The sequence below is a fragment of the Candidatus Microbacterium colombiense genome, from assembly GCA_029203165.1.
GTDB lineage: Bacteria > Actinomycetota > Actinomycetes > Actinomycetales > Microbacteriaceae > Microbacterium > Microbacterium colombiense.
Genome location: CP119308.1, coordinates 1,125,152 through 1,147,479, shown reverse-complemented (window position 1 = coordinate 1,147,479; position 22,328 = coordinate 1,125,152). Strand labels below are relative to the sequence as shown.

Sequence of the window (22,328 nt, the reverse complement as noted above, 5' to 3'; positions counted from 1 at the left end):
TTCCGACGGGTGGGTCACTTTACGATACATCTATGTATTGGATACACCTGTGTATCCGCACGACATCCCCCGGAGGAACGCGTGTCCACACTCCTGTCTTCGCTCGGTCGCTGGTCGTACCGGCACCCGTGGCGAGTTCTCGTCTCCTGGCTCCTCGCGCTCGGCCTCGCCGGAGCGGGAGCGCTCGTGCTGGGCGCGGGCACCGACAACTCGTTCTCGATCCCGGGCACGGAATCGCAGGCCGGCCTCGAGCAGCTCTCGCGGTCATTCCCGCAGGTGAGTGGCACGAGCGCCCAGATCGTGATCGTCGCCGCTGACGGCGACTCGGTGACCGACGATCCCTACCGCGAAGACATCGAGCAGGCGGTCGACGACCTGGGCGACCTCGACGGCGTGCTCTCGGCGACCTCCCCGTTCGACGAGATGGTCAGCGGCATGATCAACGACGACGAGACCGCCGGGATCATCCGCCTGCAGTTCGACGGTGAATCGACCGATGTCTCGGATGAGACGAAGGACGCCCTCCGCTCCGTCTCCGACGACCTCGCGTCCGAACTCCCCGACGGCTCGCAGACGGCTCTCGGTGGCGATCTGTTCGCGACCTCCATCCCCGGCCTCACCCTCACCGAAGCGGTCGGCCTGCTGATCGCACTCCTCGTGCTGATCGTGACGTTCCGCTCCTTCGTGGTCGCCGGGCTCCCGCTGCTCACCGCCGTGCTCGGCGTCGGCATCTCGATGGCCGGCATCTTCGCGGCGACCGCGTTCGCCACGGTGTCGTCCACCACGCCGCTGCTCGCCCTCATGCTCGGCCTCGCGGTCGGCATCGACTACGCGCTGTTCATCATGGCTCGACATCAGGACCAGGTGCGAGACGGCGTCGACCCCGAGGAATCCGCCTCCCGCGCGGTCGGCACGGCCGGATCCGCGGTCGTATTCGCCGGCGTCACGGTGCTCATCGCGCTGATCGGCCTCGGTTTCGCCGGCATCCCGTTCCTCACGACGATGGGCATCGCGGCATCCGTGGCCGTGGCGATCGCCGTCGCGATCGCGATCACCCTCACACCCGCGCTGCTCGGATTCATGAAGGGCAGGGTCGTCGGCCGCCCCAAGAAGGCGCGCAAGCCCAAGAAGTCCGCCGAGGCGGATGACCCTCCGGCAGCCCCTCGTCGCGGATTCAGCGATGTGTGGGTGAGCGGGGTGACCAAGCGTCCGATCCTCGTCTCACTCGCGGTCGTCATCGGCCTCGGGATCGTGGCCGTGCCCGCCCTGAGCCTGAACCTCGCCCTCCCCAACGCGGGCGTGCTGCCGAAAGACTCCGAGGCGCGTCAGAGCTTCGACCTCGTGGGTCAGGAGTTCGGTCCCGGATTCAACGGCCCGCTGATCCTCACCGGGACGATCGTCACGTCCACCGATCCCCTCAAGCTGATGGAGGATCTGGGGGATGCCGTCGCCAAGATCGACGGCGTCAAGGAGGTCGCTCTCGCCACCCCGAACGAGACCGCAGACACCGGCATCGTGCAGATCATCCCCGAGACGGCGCCCGACGACCCAGCGACCGCCGACCTCGTGCGCGAACTGCGGGCGCACCACGACGAGTGGCTCGAGGAGTTCGGCATCGATCTGAAGGTCACCGGCTTCACGGCGGTCGGCATCGACATCTCCGACCAGCTCGGCAACGCGCTGCTGCCGTTCGGCCTCTTCGTGATCGGGCTGTCGCTGATCCTGTTGACGATCGTGTTCCGCTCGCTCTGGGTTCCTCTCACGGCCGCCGTCGGATATCTGCTCTCGATCGTCGCCGCGTTCGGCGTCGTCGGCGCCGTGTTCGAGTGGGGCTGGTTCGCCGACCTGCTGCACGTGGCGAAGGTCGGACCCATCATCAGCTTCATGCCGATCATCCTGATGGGCGTGCTGTTCGGGCTCGCCATGGACTACCAGGTGTTCCTCGTCTCGCGCATGCGGGAGGACTTCGTGCACGACGTGGCGTCGAAGTCGACATCACGTGCCGAGCGACGCAAGGCCGCGCTGCGCGCCGTGCGCAGCGGCTTCACCGGATCGGCGAAGGTCGTCACCGCGGCCGGTCTCATCATGTTCGCGGTCTTCGTGGCGTTCGTCCCCGAGGGCGACTCCTCACTGAAACCGATCGCGCTCGGCCTCGCGGCCGGCATCGCGATCGACGCCTTCCTCGTGCGCATGACACTGATCCCCGCACTCATGGCGATCCTCGGAGAGCGCGCATGGCAGATCCCCGCCTGGCTCGAGAAGATCCTTCCCCGCGTCGACATCGAGGGAGAGGCCGTGGAACGCGAACGTCATCTCTCGGCCTGGCCCGGCGATGACTCGGTGGTCGCCGCCGACGACCTCGCGATCAGCGCCGATGCGCCCGTGCTGGAGGGGCTCTCGATGCGTGTCCACGCGGCCGGTGCCCTGATCGCCACCGCAGGCGACCGCCGCGTGCACCGCGCCCTGGCGCTCACGATCGCCGGCCGCGTCCCCGCGGACGCCGGACGCCTCCGGGTCGCCGGTCACCTGCTGCCCGGACGCGCCGCCTGGGTGCGATCGCACGTCGGCTGCGTGCTGGTCGACGATGCGGATGCCGCACTCCTCGACCTCGCGGAAGCACTGCGCGGCAGATCCGAACTCGTCGTGGTCGACGGCCTCGACCGCCTCGCCGGCGGTCAGCGCGATCAGGCGACCGCGATGCTCCGGGATGCGGCGGCGGCACGCCCGCTGGCGATCTTCGCCACGGCGTCCGACACCGCCGTCGCGCGCACCATCCTCGCGGAGGCCGGCTGGCCCACCGCCGACATCATCGACACACGTGCGCCCCGCCGGGCGCCCGAGGAATCCACCGAGGTGACCGCATGACCCTCTCCATCGAGCGCGCACGCTCCCGCAAGCCCGTCACGTGGCTCACGATCCTCGGCGTGCTGCTGCTCCCCGCAGCCGTCGGGGGCATCCTCGTCGCGGCGCTGCAGAACCCGACCGAGCGCCTCGACTCGATGACGGCCGCGATCGTCAACCTCGACGACCCGGTGACCATCGACGGACAGATCACACCACTCGGCCGCCAGCTCGCCTCAGGGCTCGTCGAAGGGTCTGACGACCTCGACTCCAACCTCACCTGGGTGATCTCCAACGAGGAGGATGCCGCAGACGGCCTCGCCGACGGCTCGTACCAGGCGGTCATCACGATCCCCGAGGAGTTCTCGGCCGCAGCCACCTCCGCCGGCCAGGCCATCTCCGACGGGGGCGGGAAGGCCGAGCAGGCGACGATCAAGGTCACCACGCCCGACGACGGCCTCGTGGCCGACGACCTCATCACCGGCCAGATCGCGAACGTCGCGGCCTCCACCCTCGGCACCATGCTGACCGAGGCGACGACCGAGAACATCCTGGTCGGCTTCACCACGATCGGCGATCAGATCGGCGAGGCCGCCGACGGCGCGGTGAAGCTCGCCAGCGGTGCGCGCGACGCGGCCGACGGTGCCGCAGAGATCCCCGACGGCGCCACGAAGCTCGCCTCGGGGGCGAGCGAACTGGGATCGGGCGCCTCGGCGCTCGGGTCCGGACTCGACACGATCGCCGTCAACACGCGGAAGATCGCCACCGGCGCCGGTGGACTCGGCGCGGGGCTCACCGATGGTGGAGCACAACTGCAGAAGAACGGGCTCGTACCCGATGCGCTCTACGCGGGCGCCGATGGCACGAAACAGTTGACGGCAGGCGTCCAGCAAGGCGTGTCCGGACTCTCGTCGCAACTCGCGGCGTTGGTCGAGGACTGCGACCCGGTCGCAAACGCTGACCTGTGCAACGATCTCGCCGCAGCCGCGGCCACCGCACAAGGACTGACCGGACCGGCGACGCAGGCTGCCGGCGCCGCCGCCGGCACTGCCGCGGGGCTGAAGCAGTTCGATGTGGCAGCATCCAAGGAGATCGCGACCCAGCTCAGCACGGCCGGCGCCGGAGCGACCCAGCTCGCCGGCGGACTGAACCAGCTCGCGAGTGAAGGCATCGACCAGTCCGCCGCGGGAGCACGCGCTCTCGCCAGCGGCGCGACGCAGCTGTCGTCCGGCGCCACGGCGTTGGCAGACGGCACGACCGAGCTCGCCAGCGGTCTCGACACCCTCGCGACCGGCACCGGCGACCTCGCCGGCGGTCTGCGCACGGCATCCGACTCGCTCCCCTCGTTCAGCGACTCCGAGTCGACTTCGCTCGCCTCGGTGATCGCCGATCCGGTGTCGACCAACTCGTCGATGAGTACCATCTTCGGTCCGACGGCGATCCCGCTGCTCGCCGCCGTGGTGCTGTGGTTCGGCGGACTGGCGTCGTTCATCGTGATGCGGGCGCATACCGCGCGCACCCTCACCTCCCGTCGCTCATCGGCCTCGCTGACGCTGCGCGCGTTCGCCCCTGCCGCGCTGATCGGCGCCGGTCAGGGACTCCTCGTCGCGCTCATCGTGCAGTTCGTCGCGGCCTACGACGCCCCAGCCTGGTGGGCCTTCGCCGGTACCGCCGTGCTCGCCGGCATCGTGTTCGCCGCGGTGAACCAGGCACTCGTCGCGCTGTTCGGCGGCGTCGGCCGGTGGGTGAGCGCGCTCGTCGGCGTGCTCGCCGTCGCGACCGGACTGATCTCGACGGTGCCGGGCTGGCTCTCGAGTCTCGGGGCCGCACTCCCCACGGCTCCGGCATTCGCCGGTCTCATCGCGGGTAGCGGCTCCGCGGTCGCGGCCCTGGTCGTCTGGGGCGTGCTCGCCCTCGTGGCGACCACCCTCGTGGTCGCGGTCCGCCGCACGACCTCGACCAAGGCGGTACTCGCCACGGCCTGACCCGGATCTCCGCCCCGGCCGCCGGGCCCATCTTCGGAGAATCACCACCGACGTGCCGTCCGCCACTAGAGGCGGGCGGCATGTCGTGTCTCCGCTCCGAAGTCGTGCGCGCGGCGGACGACGAGCGGGCTACTCCTGGAACGGTGGGAGAGGCGCGTAGCTCTCGATCTCGGCCTGAATCGCCGCGATCGCGGCCTCATCGAGCGGCGAACCGGTCACCTCGAGCCATCCGGTGGTGACGACGTCTCCGAAGTTGTGACCGTGACGCGCGGGCACCGCCTCTCCCCCGAGCATGTCGATCCCCACCTGCACGGCGGTGACGACCGGGATCCAGCGCATCGACGGGCTCACGTCGGCGCCCCGCTGATCCGGCTCCAACCACTCCGGCGCGCGCCACAGCAGCTCGGGCGTCAACCACGTCACGGGATCCGTCGCGTGCTGCAGATACAGCACCCGCGGTGACGACCACGGACCGTCGAGCAGATCCTGATCGCCGTCGCGCGAGATCCACCGCACCTCGCGGCCGCCGTCGAGCACCGGACGCCATACGGGACTCCCGGGGTCGCGCGCGTGCTGCAACGCACCCCAGAGCCGCGAGCCGGCCGGACTGCCGACGAACATCGACCCGTCGGTCCGCGCGCGCAGATCGGCGAGGTCGTCGAACACCGCCTGGCTGCCGTGCGCACCGAGGCTGAGCCCATAGCTGATGAGCTGCGGCCGCTCACCCTCCGGAATCCGCAGCCACCGCTCCTCGACGGCGTCGAAGAGCACGCGGGCCGCCTCGACCGGCGCATCCGGATCGAACACGAACGACACCCAGCTCGGCGTGTAGGCATACTGCAGTGCGGCGATGGCCGTGTCACCGGCGTGCAGGTACTCGATCGCGTCGACCGTCTGCGACTCCAGCCAGCCCGAGCCGGTGGTCGTCGCCACGACGAGCACCTCGCGATCGAACGCGCCGGTGCGCTCCAGCTCTTCCACGACCAGCTCGGCGCGCTCCTGCATCGTGTCGGCCGACGCCAGGCCCGCGTACACCCGGATCGGCTCGACCGCCGGTGCCCCGGTGAGTGCCTCGATGTCGTCCGCGCGCGGGCCGCCTCCGACGAAAGCCGCCCCGTGTCTGCCGAGGTCGTCCCACTCGATCGCCGACTCCGGGCCGGCGGACCGATCCGTCGATGCGGGCTCGACGACGCCCGCTTCCGGAGCGGCGTTCACTCCGGCGTAGATCGTGTCGACGGAGATCATCGTCGCAAGCAGGAGCCCCGCTGCCCCCGCGGCCACGACGGTCGCGGTGCCGAGCGTCGCGACCGCGATCCCGACCAGTCGTCTCAGCGCGTGGAACAGGCGCCTGGTTCCCTTGCCGATCGCGAGCAGCACGATCGTGAGCGGTATGAACCCCGTCAGGAACGCGGCGAGGTCGCCGCCGTCGAGCGGTCGCATCTCCACGAGAGCGCGCACCTCGTTCTGCCACGTGAGCGAGAGCACCGACAACCCCGCGAGCGCACCGAGCCAGACCACGCCGTATCCGCCCCACAGCAGTCGTATTGCTGCGCGGCCGGGACGCACGCGGATCAGACCGCGTAACAGTCGCCAGGCGACGACACCGAGCACGTAGCCGACGGCGAAGGCGACCGCGGTCACCGCCCCCTGGAACAGCGCGGGCCGAGGGAGCAGCGACGGCGTGACCGACAGTGCGGCCAGGAGCAGACCGGCCAGCGCACCGCCGGGGTCGAGGTGCCACCAGCGACGCGACGGACGGACGTTCTCGGTCGGAGGATCGACCGCAGCAGATGATTCGATGTTCACGATCCGGTCAGTGATGGAGGAGGGCCTTGAGAGCGATCAGGATACCGCCGAAGGATGCCGTCACGAGCGCTCCGCCCAGACGCGACCAGATGCGCCGCGTCCGGGTGCCGGCGATGACCCACCCGACGATCGCGAGAAGCAGGACGTCTACCCCGAGTGCCATCCAGACGGCGAAGCCGTCATGCAGCAGTCCGGTGAAGCCGAGGAAGAGGATCACGACCGGCACCGCGGCGAGGCCGAGCAGGCCGACCGATTCGCTGAACCCATGACGGATCGCTGCCCCGATGCCGCCGTCGCGCTCGGGGTGCTCCGCCATCCACGACACCGCGGCCGCGTACACATGGGCGGCGAAGAAGACGAGCAGCGTCGCCACCACCGACAGCAGCGCCTCACCGGAACTCGCCGTCAGGTTGCGGCTGACCACGATCATGCCCGCCACGATGACGAGCCCGTAGACCCCCTCCGCCGAGGTGGCGAGGGTGCTGAAACGTGCGGCACCGGACGCCGCGATGCCCTCGCCCGAAGACAAGGGATCCGCACCGGCCGGCACCGCGTGGTCGGGATCGTGCGTCATCGGCGCGATCCGTCACCCGGTCGGTTCACGCCGCGGCGCGAGCCAGAGCGGCCTGCTTCAGCGACGCGAACTCGACCTCGGTGATCGTGCCCGCGTCGAGCAGACGCTTGGCGCGCTCGATCTCGTCGGTCGGCGTCGCCGACGAACCTGCGAGCGAACGCACGTAGTCTTCGGCCTGCGTCTGCGCAGACGCCGCCTGGCGGGCCGAACGCTCGCCCATGCCCTTGCCGCGCACGATCAGGTAGACCAGGGCGGTGACGAACGGCAGGAAGACCAGGAACAGCAACCACACCGCCTTGGCGAAGCCGTTGAGCGCACGGTCGCGGAAGAGATCGCTGATGATCGAGAACAGCGCCATCAGATAGGCGACGAAGACGAAGATCGTCAGGAACCACCAGATGGCGTCGAAGATGGTTGACCAGAAGGACATGCTGTTACTCCCCTTGCCGCGCGTGCGGCTTTCTCTGACGGATGCCGCGGGTGCGGCATCCGGATCTTTCACGCACCGAGCAGGCGCTGCTTCTGCGTCGCGAACTCGGCCTCGGTCAGCACGCCCGCATCACGCAGCTGTCCGAGCTGCTGGAGCTGACCGATCAGCTGCTGCATGTCCGGTGCGGCGGGTGCCGCCGGTGCTGCCGCGGCCGGTGGTGCCGGCGGCGTGGCTCGCGCCGCATCCTGCGCCGCCCACTGCTGCTGCTGTCGCCGCTGGACGTTGCCCACGACGCGCGTCGCCACGGACGCGCGGGCGGCGGTTCTCAACAGGCTCATGACGATGCCCCTCTTCCGGTCTCGGATTCCTCATCGAGATCGGCGGCGTCGATACCGCCCGACCACACGTTGCGTCCGCCGAGTCCGCCCACGAGTCCTGCGACCCCGGCGAGACTGCGGTCCTCGTAGACCACGACCAGCGCGCGCTCCCCGACAGCGAGCTCACGGCCGATCTCAGCGAGATCGTCGTCGTCGAGCAGATCGGTCTCGGCCGCGGCCGCGGAGACATCGTCGAACACCTCGCGGCGCACCCCTCCGTCATCCGTTCGGGCGATCAGTTCGATGTCGAGCACCTCCACCGTGTGCGCACGCTGCAGCACTTCGAGCTCTTTGATCACGACGGTGAGGTCGATCTCGGCGGGCACAGCGAACACCGCGAAACTGAGCGGTCCGACATACGTCCATGAAGCCATGGCACTCCTCGTTCTGTGATGGGTCTCAGGATGCCGGGACGAACCCGCGCGCGACGTCGAGGAGGATGCGGGCGCCGAACCCGGTCGCACCCGCCGTCCGCCACGAGTCGTCCTTCTCGGTCTGCATGGTTCCGGCGATGTCGAGGTGCGCCCAGGGCGTCTCCCCGACGAAGTGCTCGAGGAACAGTGCCGCGGTGGTGGCCCCGGCGAACGGTCCCCCGAGGTTCGCGATGTCGGCGATCTCGGAGTCGAGCTGCGGGCGGTACTTCCGCTCGAGCGGCAACTGCCAGACCTGCTCGCCGACCGCCTCCGACGCGGCGCGCACCAGGTCGACGGTCCCCTGATGGTTGCCGAACACCGGAGCCGTTGCGGATCCGAGCGAGACGAGTGCCGCACCGGTGAGCGTGGCGATGTCGATGATCGCATCGACGCCGTCCTCCGTGGCGAGCACGAGTGCGTCGCTCATCACCAGGCGGCCCTCCGCATCGGTGTTCTTCACCTCGATCGTCGTGCCACCCCGCGCGGTGAGCACGTCGCCGAGCTTGTACGAGGTGCCTGAGGGCATGTTGTCGGTGCACATCAGCCACCCGGTCACGGCGGCTGTCGCTCCGGCGTCCCGCAATCCGGTGAACGCACCGAGCACGGCGGCCGCACCCCCCATGTCCATCTTCATGAGCAGGTGCATCGGATCGCTCGGCTTGAGGCTGATGCCACCCGAGTCGTACATGATGCCCTTGCCCACCAGTCCCAGGTGGCCGCTGGGCTCCCCCGCGGGCGTGTACGTGAGCTTGATCATGCGGGGCTCCTCCGTGGAACCCTGGTTGACGCCGAGCAGTCCGCCGCAGCCGAGCGCGATCAGGGCGTCCTTGTCGAACAGTTCGACGCCGAATCCGAAGCGCTCCCCCAGCTGTTCGGCGATCTCGCCCATGTTGACGGCGGTGAGATGCCCCGGGGGCGTGTTGGCGAGATCTCGGGCGACCACTGCCGCGCGGGCCCCGACGTAGGCCACATCGATCGCAGCCTGCACCTCGCCATAACCGGGCAGATCGAGGACGAGGGAGGACAACGCGACGTGCGTCGTCGTGCCCTTGAGCACCACGTAGCGGTAGCGGGCGAGCAATGCGCCCTCGGCGAGCGCTCGCGTGGCCGCCTCCACATCGAGCGCAGTCTCCGCATCGCCGAGCTCGGCGATGCGCAGGCCCAGACGCTCGGCGCGCGCCGCACCCCGCACGAACGCCGCGGCAGCATCGCGCAGCACATGAGCGGTGAGATCGGCACGCACCCCCAGACCCACGACGACGAGGTCGGGCTTCCCCGCCCGAGGCACGGTCAGGATGCTGCCGGGCTTCGCCGTGAAGCCGGCGCTCTCGAGGGCGGCGCGATCGAAGCCGACGTCGCCGGGCACGTCACCGTCGGCGTAGACGCCGATCCCGAGTGCCTGCACATCGGCGGGGATCACCGCCACCTCGATGCGCGTGGCGTCGAGGGCGTCGAGCCCCGGCACGGTCGCCAGATCGGCGGGGATGATCTTGTTCGGTCTGCGGTCCACGGTTCTGTTCCTTCGGTGCGGGAGGTGTCGAGGAGTCCGGCTGCGGGAACAGCGCGGACGCGGGAGGATCAGCCGACCATGTCGACCGGGGAGCCGGGACCCCACGGGATGCCGAGCAGGAACCAGACCACGTAGAGCGCGACCCACGAGATCAGCATCCACATGGCGTAGGGGATCATCAGGGCGATGATCGTGCCGATACCGGCATCCTTCTTGTACCGCTGGGCGACCGTCACCATGAACGGCAGGTAGACCATCAGCGGGGTGAGCACGTTCACCGGCGAATCACCCACGCGATAGGCGGCCAGCAGGGTCTGCGGCGCGACATCGAGCGAGGCGAAGATCGGGATGAAGACCGGCGCGAAGATCACCCACTTGGGCACGAGTCCCGGGAGGATGAAGTCGAGGATCACGATCACCAGGATGAACGCGAGCAGCAGCACGATCGCCGGAACGTTCGCCTGCTGGAGCAGCTCCGCCGCCGAGACCGCCGCGACGGTGGGCAGGTTCGTCCAGTTGAACAGGGCGATGAACTGGGCGATCATCAGGAACATCACCAGCAGGCCGCCCAGGCTGGCGAAGGTCTTGGCGATCGCGGCGACCGCCGCCGAACCGCCCCGCAGCGTGCGCGCCCCGGCCCCGTAGGCGATGCCGCACACGAGGAAGGCCAGCGAGATGATGAACACCAGGCTCGCCATGAACGGCGTCGTGCCGATGATCGCTCCCGTCTCCGGGTCGCGCAGCGGGGCGCCGGGAGGGGCCGTGAGCAGAGCGATCAGCGCCACGAAACCGAGCAACGCCCAGAAGGAGAACTTCAATCCGCGGGCTTCGGCATCATGGTCGATCGACTCCGCCTCCTCGACGATCGTCATCTCACGGCGATCGTAGGTGCCCAGGCGCTTCTCGGTGATGAAGACGGTGACGAGCAAGGCCACGACCGCGAGCATGATCGACGACACGATGCCGAAGTAGAAGTTCTGCGTCACCTCGATCGGTTCCATGCCCGCCGAGGTCAACACCTCGTTCGTGATCTCGGTGAGCATGCTGTCGCTCGGTGTGATCAGCAGATTCGCCCCGAAGGCCGCCCCGACGCCCGCGAACGCGGCTGCGAGCCCCGCGAGCGGATTTCGACCGACGGTCAGGAACGCGGCCGCGGCGAGCGGAACGAGGATCAGATACCCGGCATCCGTGGCGACCGACGAGAGCACGCCGACGAAGATCAGGATGAACGCCAACCAGCGCCGCGGCGCCACCTTCACCACGCGACGGATGAGCGCACCCATGAGCCCCGCGTGCTCGGCGACGCCGACGCCGGCCATCGCGATGAGCACCACGGCGACGACGCCGAAGCCCGCGAAGTTGTCGACGAACGACGTGAAGAAGAACCGCACCCCGTCGACCGAGAGCAGGTTGCGCACCTCGAAGGTGCGCTCCTCGACGATGTAGTCGGGCACCTCTGCGGGCTGCCCGGTGACGGAGTCGTAGATGCTCCACGTGCCGCCGAGGTGCTCGTTGATCTGGGAGAACTCGTCGCGCGGTACCGGGGTGACCACGTCATCGGTCACCGACACCCCCACCCACGACAGGATCGCGGACAGCACCGCGATGATTCCGATCAGGTAGACGAACATGATCGTCGGGTCGGGCACCTTGTTGCCGACCTTCTCGATCCAGTTCAGGAACCCCTTGTTGTCGGCGCTCGAGGCGCTCAGTTCCTTCTCTGCAGGCATATCCCCATCCTGGCGTGAGACACGCGAACAGCACCCCCCCAGTATTGGGGGATGCCGCGTCGCGCACTGCCCTTTATGGTCAGGCCTATGGACCCCATCGCGACGACTCTCGTCATTCTGCTGTGCGCGGTCATCGCCTTCGTGTCCAATCGCATTCCCCTGGGTGTGGTGGCCGTCGGCGTATCGGTCGCGCTGTACCTCTTCGGCGTGCTCGACCTGCACAGCGCTCTCGCCGGCTTCGGGGACCCCACCGTGCTGTTCATCGCCGCCCTGTTCGTGGTGAGCGAAGCCCTCGAGTCGACGGGGATCGTCGCGTGGGCCGGCCAGGAGGTCGTCACGCGCACGGGCACGCACCGTGGGCGTCTGCTCCTCACGATCGGCCTGCTCACTGCCGTCTTGACCGCTGTGATCAGCGTGAACGGCGCCGTCGCCGCCTTGCTGCCGCTCGTGGTCGTCGTGGCCGCTCGGGCGGGGATCGCGCCCTCGCAGATGCTCATGCCCCTGGCGTTCTCCGCCCACGCCGGGTCGATGCTCGCCCTCACCGGAACTCCCGTGAACATCATCGTGTCCGAGATCTCGGCCGACAACGGCGGACGCCCCTTCGGCTTCTTCGAGTTCGCGCTCGCCGGGCTCCCCCTCGTCGTCGGCACGCTCGCGATCATCCTGCTCTTCGGCGCGCGCCTGCTTCCGTCGCGTGCGGCCGCGTCGGCACCGATCGATCTCGAGCAGCTGGCCGTGACGCTGCGCGCGGACTACGAGATCGCCCCCGACCGCACGCTGATGTCTGCGTCACGAGGCGTCGCCGAGGTCGTCGTGCCGCCGCGGTCCTCCCTCATCGGACTGCATGTCTTCCCCGGCATGTGCACGCCCAGCGGCGACCTCGTCGTGCTCGGCGTGCGCCGGGGCAGTGAGACGCTGGATGACGCCGGCGGTACCCTCCGCGCGGGCGATGCGCTGCTGCTCGACGGCCCCTGGGACGATCTGCACCGACACACGGCTCTGCGCGAGGAGGTGCTGGTCGTCGATGCGCCGCTCACACTCCGGCGCTCGGTCCCGCTCGGCGCCGGTGCGAAGCGCACCGGTGTGATCGTCGTCGCCATGATCGTGCTGCTGGCGACCGGGATCGTTCCGGCGGCCATCGCCGGCCTCCTGGCGGCGGGTGCCCTGATCCTCACCGGTGTCGTACCGATCGCCCGCGCGTACCGCTCGATCTCGTGGACCACCGTCATCCTCGTGGCCGGCATGATCCCGCTCTCGACCGCCTTCCAGCAGACGGGGGCGGCGGCGCTGATCGCCGACACGCTGCGCGATCTGCTGGGCGATACCGGCCCGCACGCGGCGATCGCGGTGATCGTGCTGATCACGCTCGTGCTCGGCCAGCTGATCAGCAATACGGCCACCGTGCTGATCGTCGCCCCCGTGGCGGTCGCGCTGGCGAGCGCGATGGACTCCTCGGTGCTGCCGTTCCTGATGGCGCTCACGATCGCCGGCGCCGCAGCGTTCCTCACGCCGGTGGCGACCCCGGCCAACCTGCTCGTGATGGAGCCCGGCGGCTATCGGTTCGGCGACTACGCCCGGCTCGGCCTGCCGCTCATGCTGCTGTTCTTCCTGGTCGCCGTGTTCTACGTGCCGCTGATCTGGCCGTTCACCGGCTGACGATCGGTGTCGGGGAGATCGGTGTCCGGCGCTCGGCGGCAGGGCTCAGCGTTCGGGCTCAGCGTTCGGGCTCAGCGTTCGGGCGCGACGAGCCCGTCTTCGACCGCGCGGCGGAACAGGTCGACCTTCGTCGGCGCCGCACGATCCACCGCCGCGTACTTGGCGCGGATGCGACGCACGTGGTCGATGATCGTCTCGGGTGACAGGTACAGCAGCTGGGCGACCTGCTTGGCCGTCTCGCCCGAAGCGTAGAGCGAGAGAACCTCGGACTCGCGTGGGCTCAACTGCGCCGAGACGAACTCGCGGTCCGACTCGAGGGCCGCGGCCCAGTCGGCGCTCGCGACGACCTCGCCCCGTGCGGCGCGGCGCACCGATTCGGGAATCTGATCGATCCGTTCCGACTTGCGGATCATCCCCGACGCTCCGGCGCGCGCCGCTTCTCGGATCAGGTGAGGGCGCTCCCCCGAGGTGTAGGCGATGATCGGCGCACCGAAGGGCGTCAACGCCGCGATGTTCTCGGTGGGCGTGGAGCCGTCGGCGAGCGACAGATCGAGCAGCACCACGTCGAGGTGCCCGGGATATCGGGCGACGGCTGCGGCGGTTGTTCCATGCGCGACGACGCGGATGTCATCGCTCCGATGGAGCATCGCCACGGTGCCGAGCAGCATGGCCGGATGGTCTTCGATGATTCCGACGTCAATGGTCACAGAACACTCCTCACCTTTCGCGCAGAGCTCCCCACGCGATGAGCATATCGCTGTATGCACGTGATGAGACCGCGACGCGAGGCGCTCAGCTGAGGCCGGAGTACGCGTGCAGTCCCTTGAAGAACACGTTGACGATGGTGAAGTTGAACAGCACGGCCGAGAACCCGACGATGGCGAGCCATGCCGAGGGGTTGCCGCGCCATCCGCGCGTCGCCCTGGCGTGGATGTAGCCGGCGTACAGCACCCAGATCACGAAGGTCCAGGTCTCCTTCACGTCGAAGCCCCAGAAGCGGCTCCAGGCGTAGTACGCCCAGATCGACCCGGCGATCAGGGTGAACGTCCACAGGATGAACCCGATGATCGTGAAGCGGTACGCCATGCTCTCGAGACGCTCGGAGCCCGGGAAGGTCCGCAGGAATCCGGGGCCTGTCTTCTCTGCACCGTCGGAGACGAGGCGCTCGCGGCGCGACTGCATCAGCTGGATGACCGACAGCGCGAACGAGAGCGCGAAGAACGCGGTGCCCAGAGAGGCGACGAACACGTGGATGACCAGCCACACGCTCTTGAGCGGATCCATGAGCGGGGTCACATCGATGTAGAAGTTCGTGGCCGCGAGGCCGAGCAGCACGACGATGAGGCCGGTGATGAAGGTACCGAGGAAGCGCAGATCGACGCGCAGCAGCACGACCAGGTACACGGCGATGATGAGCAGCGTGCCGATCATCGCGAACTCGTACAGGTTGGCCCAGGGCACGCGACCCGCGGAGATGCCGCGGGTGAGGGTCGCACCGAAGTGGAACAGGAATCCGAGCACAGTCAGCGAGGTGCCGATGCGTGCCATGACGAAGCGCTGTGGCGGGGCATCGGTGCCACCGGCGGTCGCCCGCACCGCGCTGTTTCCCCGCGCACCGACGCCGGCGCCGACGAGTGCCGATTCGGTGACCATCTGCGAGTCGGCGCTCAGCTGCGAGCGACGCGCGAGGTCGAAAGCGTAGGCCACGAAGGCGGCGGCGTAGATCGCGATCGCCGTCCACAGCAGGATCGGCGAGATCACGGTGAGGTCGAGCATGGGTTCAGTCTACTTTCGGGGTGTCGGATGCCGGGGCGGGCTTCTCGGCGGCTTCGTCGGTCGATGCGCCGGCCTCGGGGAGGGCGGTCGAGCCGCCGTCCTGGTCGAGGAGCCGCGCGTGCCCGGCGACGAGGTCGTCGAGGGCGGCGGCGATCGTCGGGTCTTCGCCGCGCGCGAGACCCGCGTATTCCAGGGCGATGGCGTCGGTTCCCGCCGTGGCCTTGACCCAGACGCGACGGCGCGGGATGAACAGGGCGAGCATGAGCCCGCCCAGGGCGAGGAGTGCGAAACCGAGCACCCAGGGGCCGGAGTCATCACGGTGGATCTGCAGCGACGCGAAACGCTTGACCGACTGCGACGCATCGGTCGCGCCGGCGGGCGATTCGTCTTCGAACGTGACCGTTCCCATGCCGTTCGGCAGGTCGGCGGTCTCGCCGGGGGCGAGCTCGATCGACTTGACGTCGGTCGTGCGGCCCGTGAGCTTGGTGAGGTCGGTGGTGTCGAGCACGTAGACCGACCGCGGGGTGCCGTCGTTGATGCCGAGGTCTCCCGAGTAGACATCGAGCGTCAGCGTGGGATTGGTCAGGGCGCCGTATCCGGAGAAGAACGCCCCGGTGTCGAGCACGCCGGTCGTCGGGTAGAGGAAGCCGAGCAGACCCAGCTGCTCCGGCAGGCCGTCCGTGATCTTGATCACGCCGAGCGACGTCATCTGCGTGTCCTGGGGCAGGAACGGCACGCTGTTCGTGAACACCACATCGCCGTCGGCGTTGCGCACCGTGATGGTGGGCGCGTAGCCGTTCCCGAGCAGGAAGACGTTGTCGTCGGCCACGCCGAGGGGCTCATTGACCTTCACCGATCCGGTGCGTTCCTCGCCGTTCTCCTTCACCGTGACGTTGGCCGAGAAGTCTCCCGCCTGGCCGGAGCCGGGCTCGCCGAAGGGCTGGTAGCTCACGTCGAAGGTGTCGAGGCGCATCGAGTACGGCGCGAGGGCGTCATCTCCGACGAATCGACCACGGTTCATCGAGTCGTAGTCGACGAGGGTGTTCGCGAAGGTCTCGCCCTCGACCAGCACGCGCTGCCCCGTGTACGAGAAGCCGCCGCCGATACCGACCGTGATCAGCACACCCACGAGCGCGAGGTGGAAGAGCAGGTTGCCGGTCTCGCGCCAATACCCGCGCTCCGCCGACACCGAGAACGTGCGTCCGCGGTCGTAGCGCTCGACGCGATACCCGAGCGCCTTGAGCTGCGCGGTCGCGATCTCCACCGACGACGCAGCCGCGGCCTCGGGGTCGCCGGCGGCGCGCTGCACGGCACGGAAGTCCTCGAGCCGCTGCAGCCGCGCCGGCGTGCGCGGCGGCCGGGCCTGGAGAGCCTTGGCGTGGTGCTTGATGCGCGGGATGACGCATCCGACGAGCGACGCGAAGAGCAGCAGGTAGATCGCGGAGAACCACGGCGACAGATAGACGTCGAACAGCTTGAGGCCGTCGAGGATCGGGAAGATGTCGGGGTTGTCGCGCTGCCACTGCGTCACACCGTTGGGGTCGGCCATGCGCTGCGGGAAGATCGAGCCGGGAATCGCCGCGATCGCCAGCACGAGCAGCAGCACGAGCGCGGTGCGCATCGAGGTGAGCTGACGCCAGCCCCACCGCAGCCATCCGACGAGACCGAGCCTCGGCTGCGCGATGGAGTCGTCACCGTCGACGTGGTCCGAGGGGCGGAGCGGATCGCTCGATTCGCTCTTCTTCGTGCGGGTGTCGGCCTTCGTCATCTTTTCTGCGTTCTTCTCATCAGAGGGGGAGCGGGACACTGCTGATCACCGCCGTCAATCGCGACATGATGTCGGTCCACAGCCCGGTGACCATCAGCACGCCCAGCGCGATCAGCAGCGCACCACCGACGATGTTCACGATGCGGATGTGGCGGCGGAGGAACCCGACCGTCTTCGTCGCCCACCCGAAGCCCAACGCCACGAGCAGGAACGGGATGCCGAGTCCGAGAGAGTAGGCGAGTCCGAGGAAACCCGCGCGCACGGGGTCGCCGGCGTTGAACGACAGGGCGACGATCGCCGCCAGGGTCGGCCCCATGCACGGCGCCCAGCCGATGCCGAGGGCGAGACCGAGCAGGGGCGCGCCGATCACCCCGTACTTCGAGTCGACGTGGAAGCGGAACTCGCGCTGCGCGAAACCGAAGAGTCCGAGGAACACGAGTCCCATCAGGATGACCACGACGCCCAGGATGCGGGTGATCAGCTCGCCCCAGCGCAGGAAGAAGACACCGGCCGTGCCACCGAGGATCGTGAATGCGACGAACACCACGCTGAACCCGAGGATGAACAGCAGCACGCCGAGGACCAGGCGACCGCGCCCTGCGGTGGTCGCCTCACCGGCGTTCGACGTTCGGGGTGCGACCGCGCCCCCGAGGAATCCGAGGTAGCCGGGCACGAGTGGCAGCACGCACGGTGAGAGGAAGGAGACGAGCCCCGCCAGCATCGCGACCGGGACGGCGAGCCAAAGGGCGCCGGAGCCGATGATCGCGTCGGCGTTCACGGCATCCCCGCCGCAGTCACGGGGTCTCCGCGAGCGCGTCCTTGACGAGCGTGGAGAGGATCGAGGTGCCGTCGATCGGGCCGATGATGCGCGCGGCGACGCGGCCCTGCTTGTCGAGCACGAGCGTGGTCGGCGTCGCGGCGACCGGGATGACCTCGGCGAACGCGAGCTTGGCCTCGGCCGTGTCGACGTCGATCAGGCTGGGGTACGTGACCTTGAACTCGTCGGAGAAGGCTTTGGCGGTGTCCGCCTGATCGCGGGTGTTGATGCCCACGAAAGCGACGTCCTGCTCGCTGAAGTCCTGCCAGACGCTCTCGAGGTCGCCCGCCTCCACGCGACACGGGGCGCAGCCGGCGTACCAGAAGTTGACGACCGTGACCTGACCGGCGAGGTCGGCACTGTCGAAGGCCTCGCCGTCTTCGGTGACGCCGGCGAAGGTGACGGGTTCTCCGCGGTCGGCGACGGGGATCTCCTTGATCGCGCCCTTCGCGGCCACGTAGCCGGTGTTGTCGCCGCTCAGGAACGATTCGCTCACCGGATCGGGAGCACAGGCGCTCAGACCGATCGCCAAAACGGCGGCGAGCGCGGCTCCGATCACACGGCGCGAACGCACGGTGCGGGAGGAGCGGCCGCTGCGGGGCGGAAGAACCGTCGAGGCGAGTGGCACGATTCCCAGTTTACGCAAGGGTTCCTATGCGTGGGCCGGACACGGTCAGAGGCCGAGGGCTGCGCGAAGGGCGTCTACGACGCGCGTGCCGCGAAGGTCGTCGATCGCCTCCATCTGGTTTGTCAGGTACGCGAATCCCACTCCTGCGGCGGGGTCAGCGAACGCCACTTGTCCACCTGCGCCGTCATGGCCGAACCCGTGCGCGGTCGTGTATCGACGAGCCTCTGAGTCCAACTGGAAGCCCATTCCCCAGCGTGGCCACGGTCCGGGGATACTCCACACAGGCGATCCCTCCGACTGCGGGACCGTCGCTGTGGCGATGGTCTCATCGTCGAGGAGACGCACGCCGCCGACGGAGGTGATGGTCGCTGACCAGATCGCCGCAAGCGCCCGCGCCGATGCGATGCCACCAGCGCCAGGAATCTCTGCCTGGTGAATGTCGGAACTGTTGAAGCCATCTGATTCCCCGGGTCCGATGAGTTCGGGGGCGAGGGCTCCGCCGAGAGTCATCGCTCGGCGGCTCCAGTCGATCTCGTCGTGGTTTCGGGCCGCGGCCTGCTGAGCAGTGAGCTCCGCGAGCGTCGATCCGACCTGCATGTGCGCCACACGCGGGCCCTCCTTCGCAGGGAGCCCGATCCACGCATCGACGCCAAGTGGAGTGGTGACGACGTCAGCGAAGTACTGGCCGACGCTTCGACCGGAGACTCGTCTGATGACCTCACCGATGAGCCACCCGTGGGTGATCGCGTGATACGCGTAACCACTGTCCGGCTCCCACAGAGGCGCCTGGGCTTCCAGCTGACGAACGACCTCGTCCCAATCGACGATCTGTTCCACCGTCAGGGGCGAGCGCGGCGCGGAGAGGCCGGAGCGATGGGACAGCAGGTGCTTGACCCGCACATCTTCTTTCCCCGCCGCCGCGAACTCCGGCCAGTACGTCACCACCGGGGCCTCGTAGTCGAGGAGGCCCTCCTGGACGAGGCGGGCAGCCAGGATGGAGACGAGCCCCTTGGTGCAGGAGAAGATCACGCTGATGGTCTCCCCTGACCACGCCGCGCGGGACCGCTCGTCAGCGATGCCACCCCAGAGATCGACGACCGGTTGACCGTGGTGAAGGATCGAGAGCGCCGCCCCCATGTCGGGCTTCTCTGCGAAGCCCGCCTCGAACTCATCGCGGATCCGCTCGAAGCCAGGTGCGACTGTTCCGTGAGTCTGAAGTTTCATGCGCGTTCCTCACTGGGCAAGAGAAGTTCGAGTGGGCCGTGTGAACCGGACCACCGGATCGGTACCGGATCGGAGAGGATGCCGACGAAACCGCCATCATCGGTGCTGTTCTCGAAGGCGAGCATCTGCCAGCTCCCTTCTCGATCCTGGATGAGGCGTCCGCTGTACAACGCATCGGAGGCGAGAAGCGCAGCGTCCGCGACATTGAACGGGCCGGTCGGCGAGTCCGTCTCGACTGCCCAGATGCCACCGACTTGGCCAGCACGCTCGCCTGCCAGGTGAGTGGTGTCACACGAGAACAGGAGCGCGAATCGTCCATCGATCTCCGCGACCTGGGGAACCTCCAAGTGCGTGAACCCAGATCCAGGGGTGGACAAAGCGGGAACGGCTTCCCACACGTCGAGGTCCGCCGAGATCGCATGTCCGATCACGCCGCGATCGCGTTCATCCCCGGCGTTGGATCTGGCTGTGATGAGCATGTGCCACCCGCTGCCGGATGGGTCGGCGTACACCCACGGATCACGCCAGGCTTCCTCCGGCCAGGTGGAGCTCCCGAGCGTTTCGTACCATCGCGGTGCTGCGGTGCTCACCGAGTGGTCGGCTTTCGTCCAGTTGTGCAGGTCGGAGGAGGTGGCGAGCCCGATGGTCTCGACGTTGGCGTGCGAGTCATGGGACAGGAAGCGAGAGCCCGTGTAGTACATGCGCCATAACCCGGTCGCGTCGCGGACGATGCTGCCCGTCCAGGTCGCGCTGCCGTCGAATCCGTCCTCATCGCCGGGGCGCAGCACCTCGCCATGATTCGCCCACGTCTTCAAGTCGATCGATGTCGCGTGGCCGATTGTCGCGTTGCGGTGCCTGAGGTTCTGATCACCGAGAGACTTCGGCGCGTGCAGGTAGTACATGTGGAACCTCTCGCCGTCGTCAGCGAGCCAGAAATCCCACACCCAATGTGTGGTGAGAGTGAACGTCATCCGTACTTCCGTTGTCTAGAGATGGCGGGCGCCGAGCAGGCGCGGGGCAGCTGGCGATCAGCCCTTGACCGCGCCTTGCAGCAAGGCCTTGATGAACTGGCGCTGGAAGATCACGAACACGAGGATCGTCGGAACGATGATGATCAATGCGCCGGCGTTGAGCAGCGGGAGGCTGCTGGAGTATTGGCCTTGGAAGAACGTGAGCGCGCCGGCGACCGTTCTGTTGAGGGGGTCGGATACGAGCACGACGGGCAGGAGGAACTGGTTCCACGTCCAGAGGAACAGCAGAATGGCCAGCGCAGACAACGCAGGACGCGCGAGGGGAAGCTGGATCCGACGGAACTCCTGGATCGTTGTGGCGCCGTCCACTCGAGCGGCCTCTGAAAGCTCTTGCGGCACGCTCACAAAATGTGCCCGCATCCAGATCACGCTGAACGGCATATAGAGCCCGATCAGCGGGAGGATGATCGCCCACTGAGTGTTCAGCAGGCCCATGCTCTGGATCTGGTAGTAGAGCGGAATGATCAGTGCTTCGAAAGGGATCGTCAGCCCGAGAAGAAGGAATATGAACAGGAAGCGCCCACCCTTCATCCGCAGGTTGCCCAGGGCATAGCCGGCAAGAGTGGCGAACAGAAGGCAGATGGGCACGACGAACACCACGATGAACAGGCTTGAGCCCATCAGCTGGAACACGTGGCCGGTTTCGAAGGCTGTGACGAAATTGCCCCACTGAGGATCGGTCGGCCATGCGAGGCCGGTGGGATTTCTGTCTGCCGGTTGCAGGGCCGCGGACAGCATGTTGACGATCGGGATGACCGTCAGCAGGAGGACGACGATCAGAACGATCCGCCCGATGATGACTTCCGATTTGTTGACGATCAACGGTCTCTCACTCTCGCCAGACGCTGGATGGGGAGGACGCATGCGAGCACGAGCACCATGAGGACGATGCCGAACGCCGATGCGAGCCCGACGTCGCTCTGGGTGAATCCGATTCGATAGATGGAGATACCGGGAACCAGCGTCGAGCGGCCTGGTCCTCCGAGGGTCGTGGTGTAGATGATGTCGAAGCTGCTGAGCGCGGCGATGACGGTGAGCGTCGTGAGAACCGCGATCTCCTGTCGCAGACCAGGGACGGTGATGGTGAAGAACTCGCGCCACCAGCTCGCACCGTCCAGGCGCACAGCTTCGTACAGCGATTGGTCGATCTTGCCGATACCGGTGAGGAAGAGGACCGTGCAGAGTCCCGTCAGCACCCATGAGCCGATCAGGCCGACAGCGGGGAGCGCCGTCTGGAAGTCACCGAGCCACGGGCGGGCGAGAGACCCGAGGCCGACCGCGTTCAGCAATTGATTCACGGCACCCGTCTGCGCGTACATCCACGACCAGGCGATACCCGCAGCGGCGAGCGGGATGATCTGCGGGAGGAAGAGGATCGTCTGCGAGAGGCTGGAGAAGAAGCCCGGCTTCATCGACCGGATGAGCGTGGCGAGCATCAGGCCGGCAGCGACGGGGATAACCGTGAAGTACGCGATGAGCACGAAGGCGTTCAGGATCGATCCGAGCAGCGTCTCATCTGTGAAGACGCGGAAGTAGTTGGCCAGGCCCACCCACTCGGACGGACCGACGCCGTTCCAGCGGTAGAACGAGTACTGCACTCCTGTGATCAGTGGATAGATCACGAAGCCGACGTACGCGAGAAGCGCCGGCGCGATAAAGAGCCATCCGGTGATGGCTCCTCGTCGGGCCGACGCGCGTGCGCCGGCCCGACGAGGTGTAATCGAATCAGTCATGCGTGAAGGTCCTCATCGTCGCGAGCACG

At 68.0% G+C, this 22,328-nt stretch carries 19 protein-coding genes; 3 read left to right on the top strand and 16 right to left on the bottom strand.

The window, feature by feature from the left end; translation table 11 throughout:
- The first annotated feature begins 81 nt into the window (after positions 1 to 81).
- Together P0Y60_05600 and P0Y60_05595 are read left to right on the top strand one after the other, a co-directional pair.
- Positions 82 to 2,865: an MMPL family transporter gene (locus P0Y60_05600; GenBank protein WEK62230.1), complete on the top strand. Its 2,784-nt coding sequence runs from the start codon at positions 82 to 84 to the stop codon at positions 2,863 to 2,865.
- Positions 2,862 to 4,826 carry a YhgE/Pip family protein gene (locus P0Y60_05595; protein ID WEK62229.1) on the top strand — a complete coding sequence of 655 codons (1,965 nt, stop codon included), beginning with the start codon at positions 2,862 to 2,864 and terminating at the stop codon, positions 4,824 to 4,826. The genes P0Y60_05600 and P0Y60_05595 overlap by 4 nt, the downstream gene beginning before the upstream one ends.
- 129 nt (positions 4,827 to 4,955) lie before the next feature.
- On the opposite strand, the gene P0Y60_05590 is transcribed toward P0Y60_05595, so the two are convergent.
- The 7 genes from P0Y60_05590 to P0Y60_05560 form a co-directional block, all read right to left on the bottom strand.
- On the bottom strand, positions 4,956 to 6,632 hold the full coding sequence (locus P0Y60_05590; protein WEK62228.1) for an alpha/beta-hydrolase family protein: 1,677 nt from the start codon (positions 6,630 to 6,632) through the stop codon (positions 4,956 to 4,958).
- 7 nt (positions 6,633 to 6,639) lie between these two features.
- On the bottom strand, positions 6,640 to 7,206 hold the full coding sequence (locus tag P0Y60_05585; GenBank protein WEK62227.1) for a hypothetical protein: 567 nt from the start codon (positions 7,204 to 7,206) through the stop codon (positions 6,640 to 6,642).
- A gap of 25 nt (positions 7,207 to 7,231) precedes the next feature.
- Positions 7,232 to 7,636 carry a PLDc N-terminal domain-containing protein gene (locus P0Y60_05580; GenBank protein WEK62226.1) on the bottom strand — a complete coding sequence of 135 codons (405 nt, stop codon included), beginning with the start codon at positions 7,634 to 7,636 and terminating at the stop codon, positions 7,232 to 7,234.
- A 68-nt stretch (positions 7,637 to 7,704) separates the two neighbouring features.
- Positions 7,705 to 7,974 carry an SHOCT domain-containing protein gene (locus P0Y60_05575; protein WEK62225.1) on the bottom strand — a complete coding sequence of 90 codons (270 nt, stop codon included), beginning with the start codon at positions 7,972 to 7,974 and terminating at the stop codon, positions 7,705 to 7,707.
- A complete protein-coding gene (locus P0Y60_05570; GenBank protein WEK62224.1) occupies positions 7,971 to 8,387 on the bottom strand; it encodes a hypothetical protein in 417 nt (138 codons plus the stop codon). Before P0Y60_05570 ends, P0Y60_05575 begins: the two co-directional genes overlap by 4 nt.
- Before the next feature lie 25 nt (positions 8,388 to 8,412).
- On the bottom strand, positions 8,413 to 9,936 hold the full coding sequence (locus P0Y60_05565; GenBank protein WEK62223.1) for a leucyl aminopeptidase: 1,524 nt from the start codon (positions 9,934 to 9,936) through the stop codon (positions 8,413 to 8,415).
- Positions 9,937 to 10,004: 68 nt separating this feature from the next.
- Positions 10,005 to 11,666, bottom strand: coding sequence for an AbgT family transporter (locus P0Y60_05560; protein ID WEK62222.1), 1,662 nt, complete (start codon positions 11,664 to 11,666; stop codon positions 10,005 to 10,007).
- An 87-nt stretch (positions 11,667 to 11,753) separates the two neighbouring features.
- Here P0Y60_05560 and P0Y60_05555 point away from each other — a divergent pair, with 87 nt between their 5' ends.
- Complete coding sequence (locus P0Y60_05555) at positions 11,754 to 13,322, top strand: SLC13 family permease (GenBank protein WEK62221.1); 1,569 nt, start codon at positions 11,754 to 11,756, stop codon at positions 13,320 to 13,322.
- Positions 13,323 to 13,393: 71 nt separating this feature from the next.
- On the opposite strand, the gene P0Y60_05550 is transcribed toward P0Y60_05555, so the two are convergent.
- The 9 genes from P0Y60_05550 to P0Y60_05510 all read right to left on the bottom strand — a co-directional run bounded on the left by P0Y60_05550 (position 13,394) and on the right by P0Y60_05510 (position 22,299).
- Entirely contained in the window at positions 13,394 to 14,029 is a 636-nt protein-coding gene (locus P0Y60_05550) for a response regulator transcription factor (protein ID WEK62220.1), read from the bottom strand.
- 85 nt (positions 14,030 to 14,114) lie between these two features.
- Positions 14,115 to 15,098 (bottom strand): c-type cytochrome biogenesis protein CcsB, encoded by a 984-nt coding sequence (gene ccsB / locus P0Y60_05545; protein ID WEK62219.1) that lies wholly within the window; start codon positions 15,096 to 15,098, stop codon positions 14,115 to 14,117.
- A 4-nt stretch (positions 15,099 to 15,102) separates the two neighbouring features.
- Positions 15,103 to 16,866 (bottom strand): cytochrome c biogenesis protein ResB, encoded by a 1,764-nt coding sequence (locus P0Y60_05540; protein WEK62218.1) that lies wholly within the window; start codon positions 16,864 to 16,866, stop codon positions 15,103 to 15,105.
- Positions 16,867 to 16,885: 19 nt separating this feature from the next.
- On the bottom strand, positions 16,886 to 17,644 hold the full coding sequence (locus P0Y60_05535) for a cytochrome c biogenesis protein CcdA (protein ID WEK62217.1): 759 nt from the start codon (positions 17,642 to 17,644) through the stop codon (positions 16,886 to 16,888).
- A gap of 16 nt (positions 17,645 to 17,660) precedes the next feature.
- A complete protein-coding gene (locus P0Y60_05530) occupies positions 17,661 to 18,311 on the bottom strand; it encodes a TlpA disulfide reductase family protein (GenBank protein ID WEK62216.1) in 651 nt (216 codons plus the stop codon).
- 45 nt (positions 18,312 to 18,356) lie between these two features.
- On the bottom strand, positions 18,357 to 19,535 hold the full coding sequence (locus P0Y60_05525) for a serine hydrolase (GenBank protein ID WEK62215.1): 1,179 nt from the start codon (positions 19,533 to 19,535) through the stop codon (positions 18,357 to 18,359).
- Entirely contained in the window at positions 19,532 to 20,506 is a 975-nt protein-coding gene (locus P0Y60_05520; GenBank protein WEK62214.1) for a family 43 glycosylhydrolase, read from the bottom strand. The genes P0Y60_05525 and P0Y60_05520 overlap by 4 nt, the downstream gene beginning before the upstream one ends.
- A gap of 57 nt (positions 20,507 to 20,563) precedes the next feature.
- Complete coding sequence (locus tag P0Y60_05515) at positions 20,564 to 21,388, bottom strand: carbohydrate ABC transporter permease (protein ID WEK62213.1); 825 nt, start codon at positions 21,386 to 21,388, stop codon at positions 20,564 to 20,566.
- The gene (locus tag P0Y60_05510; protein WEK62212.1) at positions 21,385 to 22,299 is read right to left on the bottom strand and encodes a sugar ABC transporter permease; all 915 of its coding nucleotides are present in this window, start codon (positions 22,297 to 22,299) and stop codon (positions 21,385 to 21,387) included. Before P0Y60_05510 ends, P0Y60_05515 begins: the two co-directional genes overlap by 4 nt.
- Positions 22,300 to 22,328 lie beyond the last annotated feature (29 nt).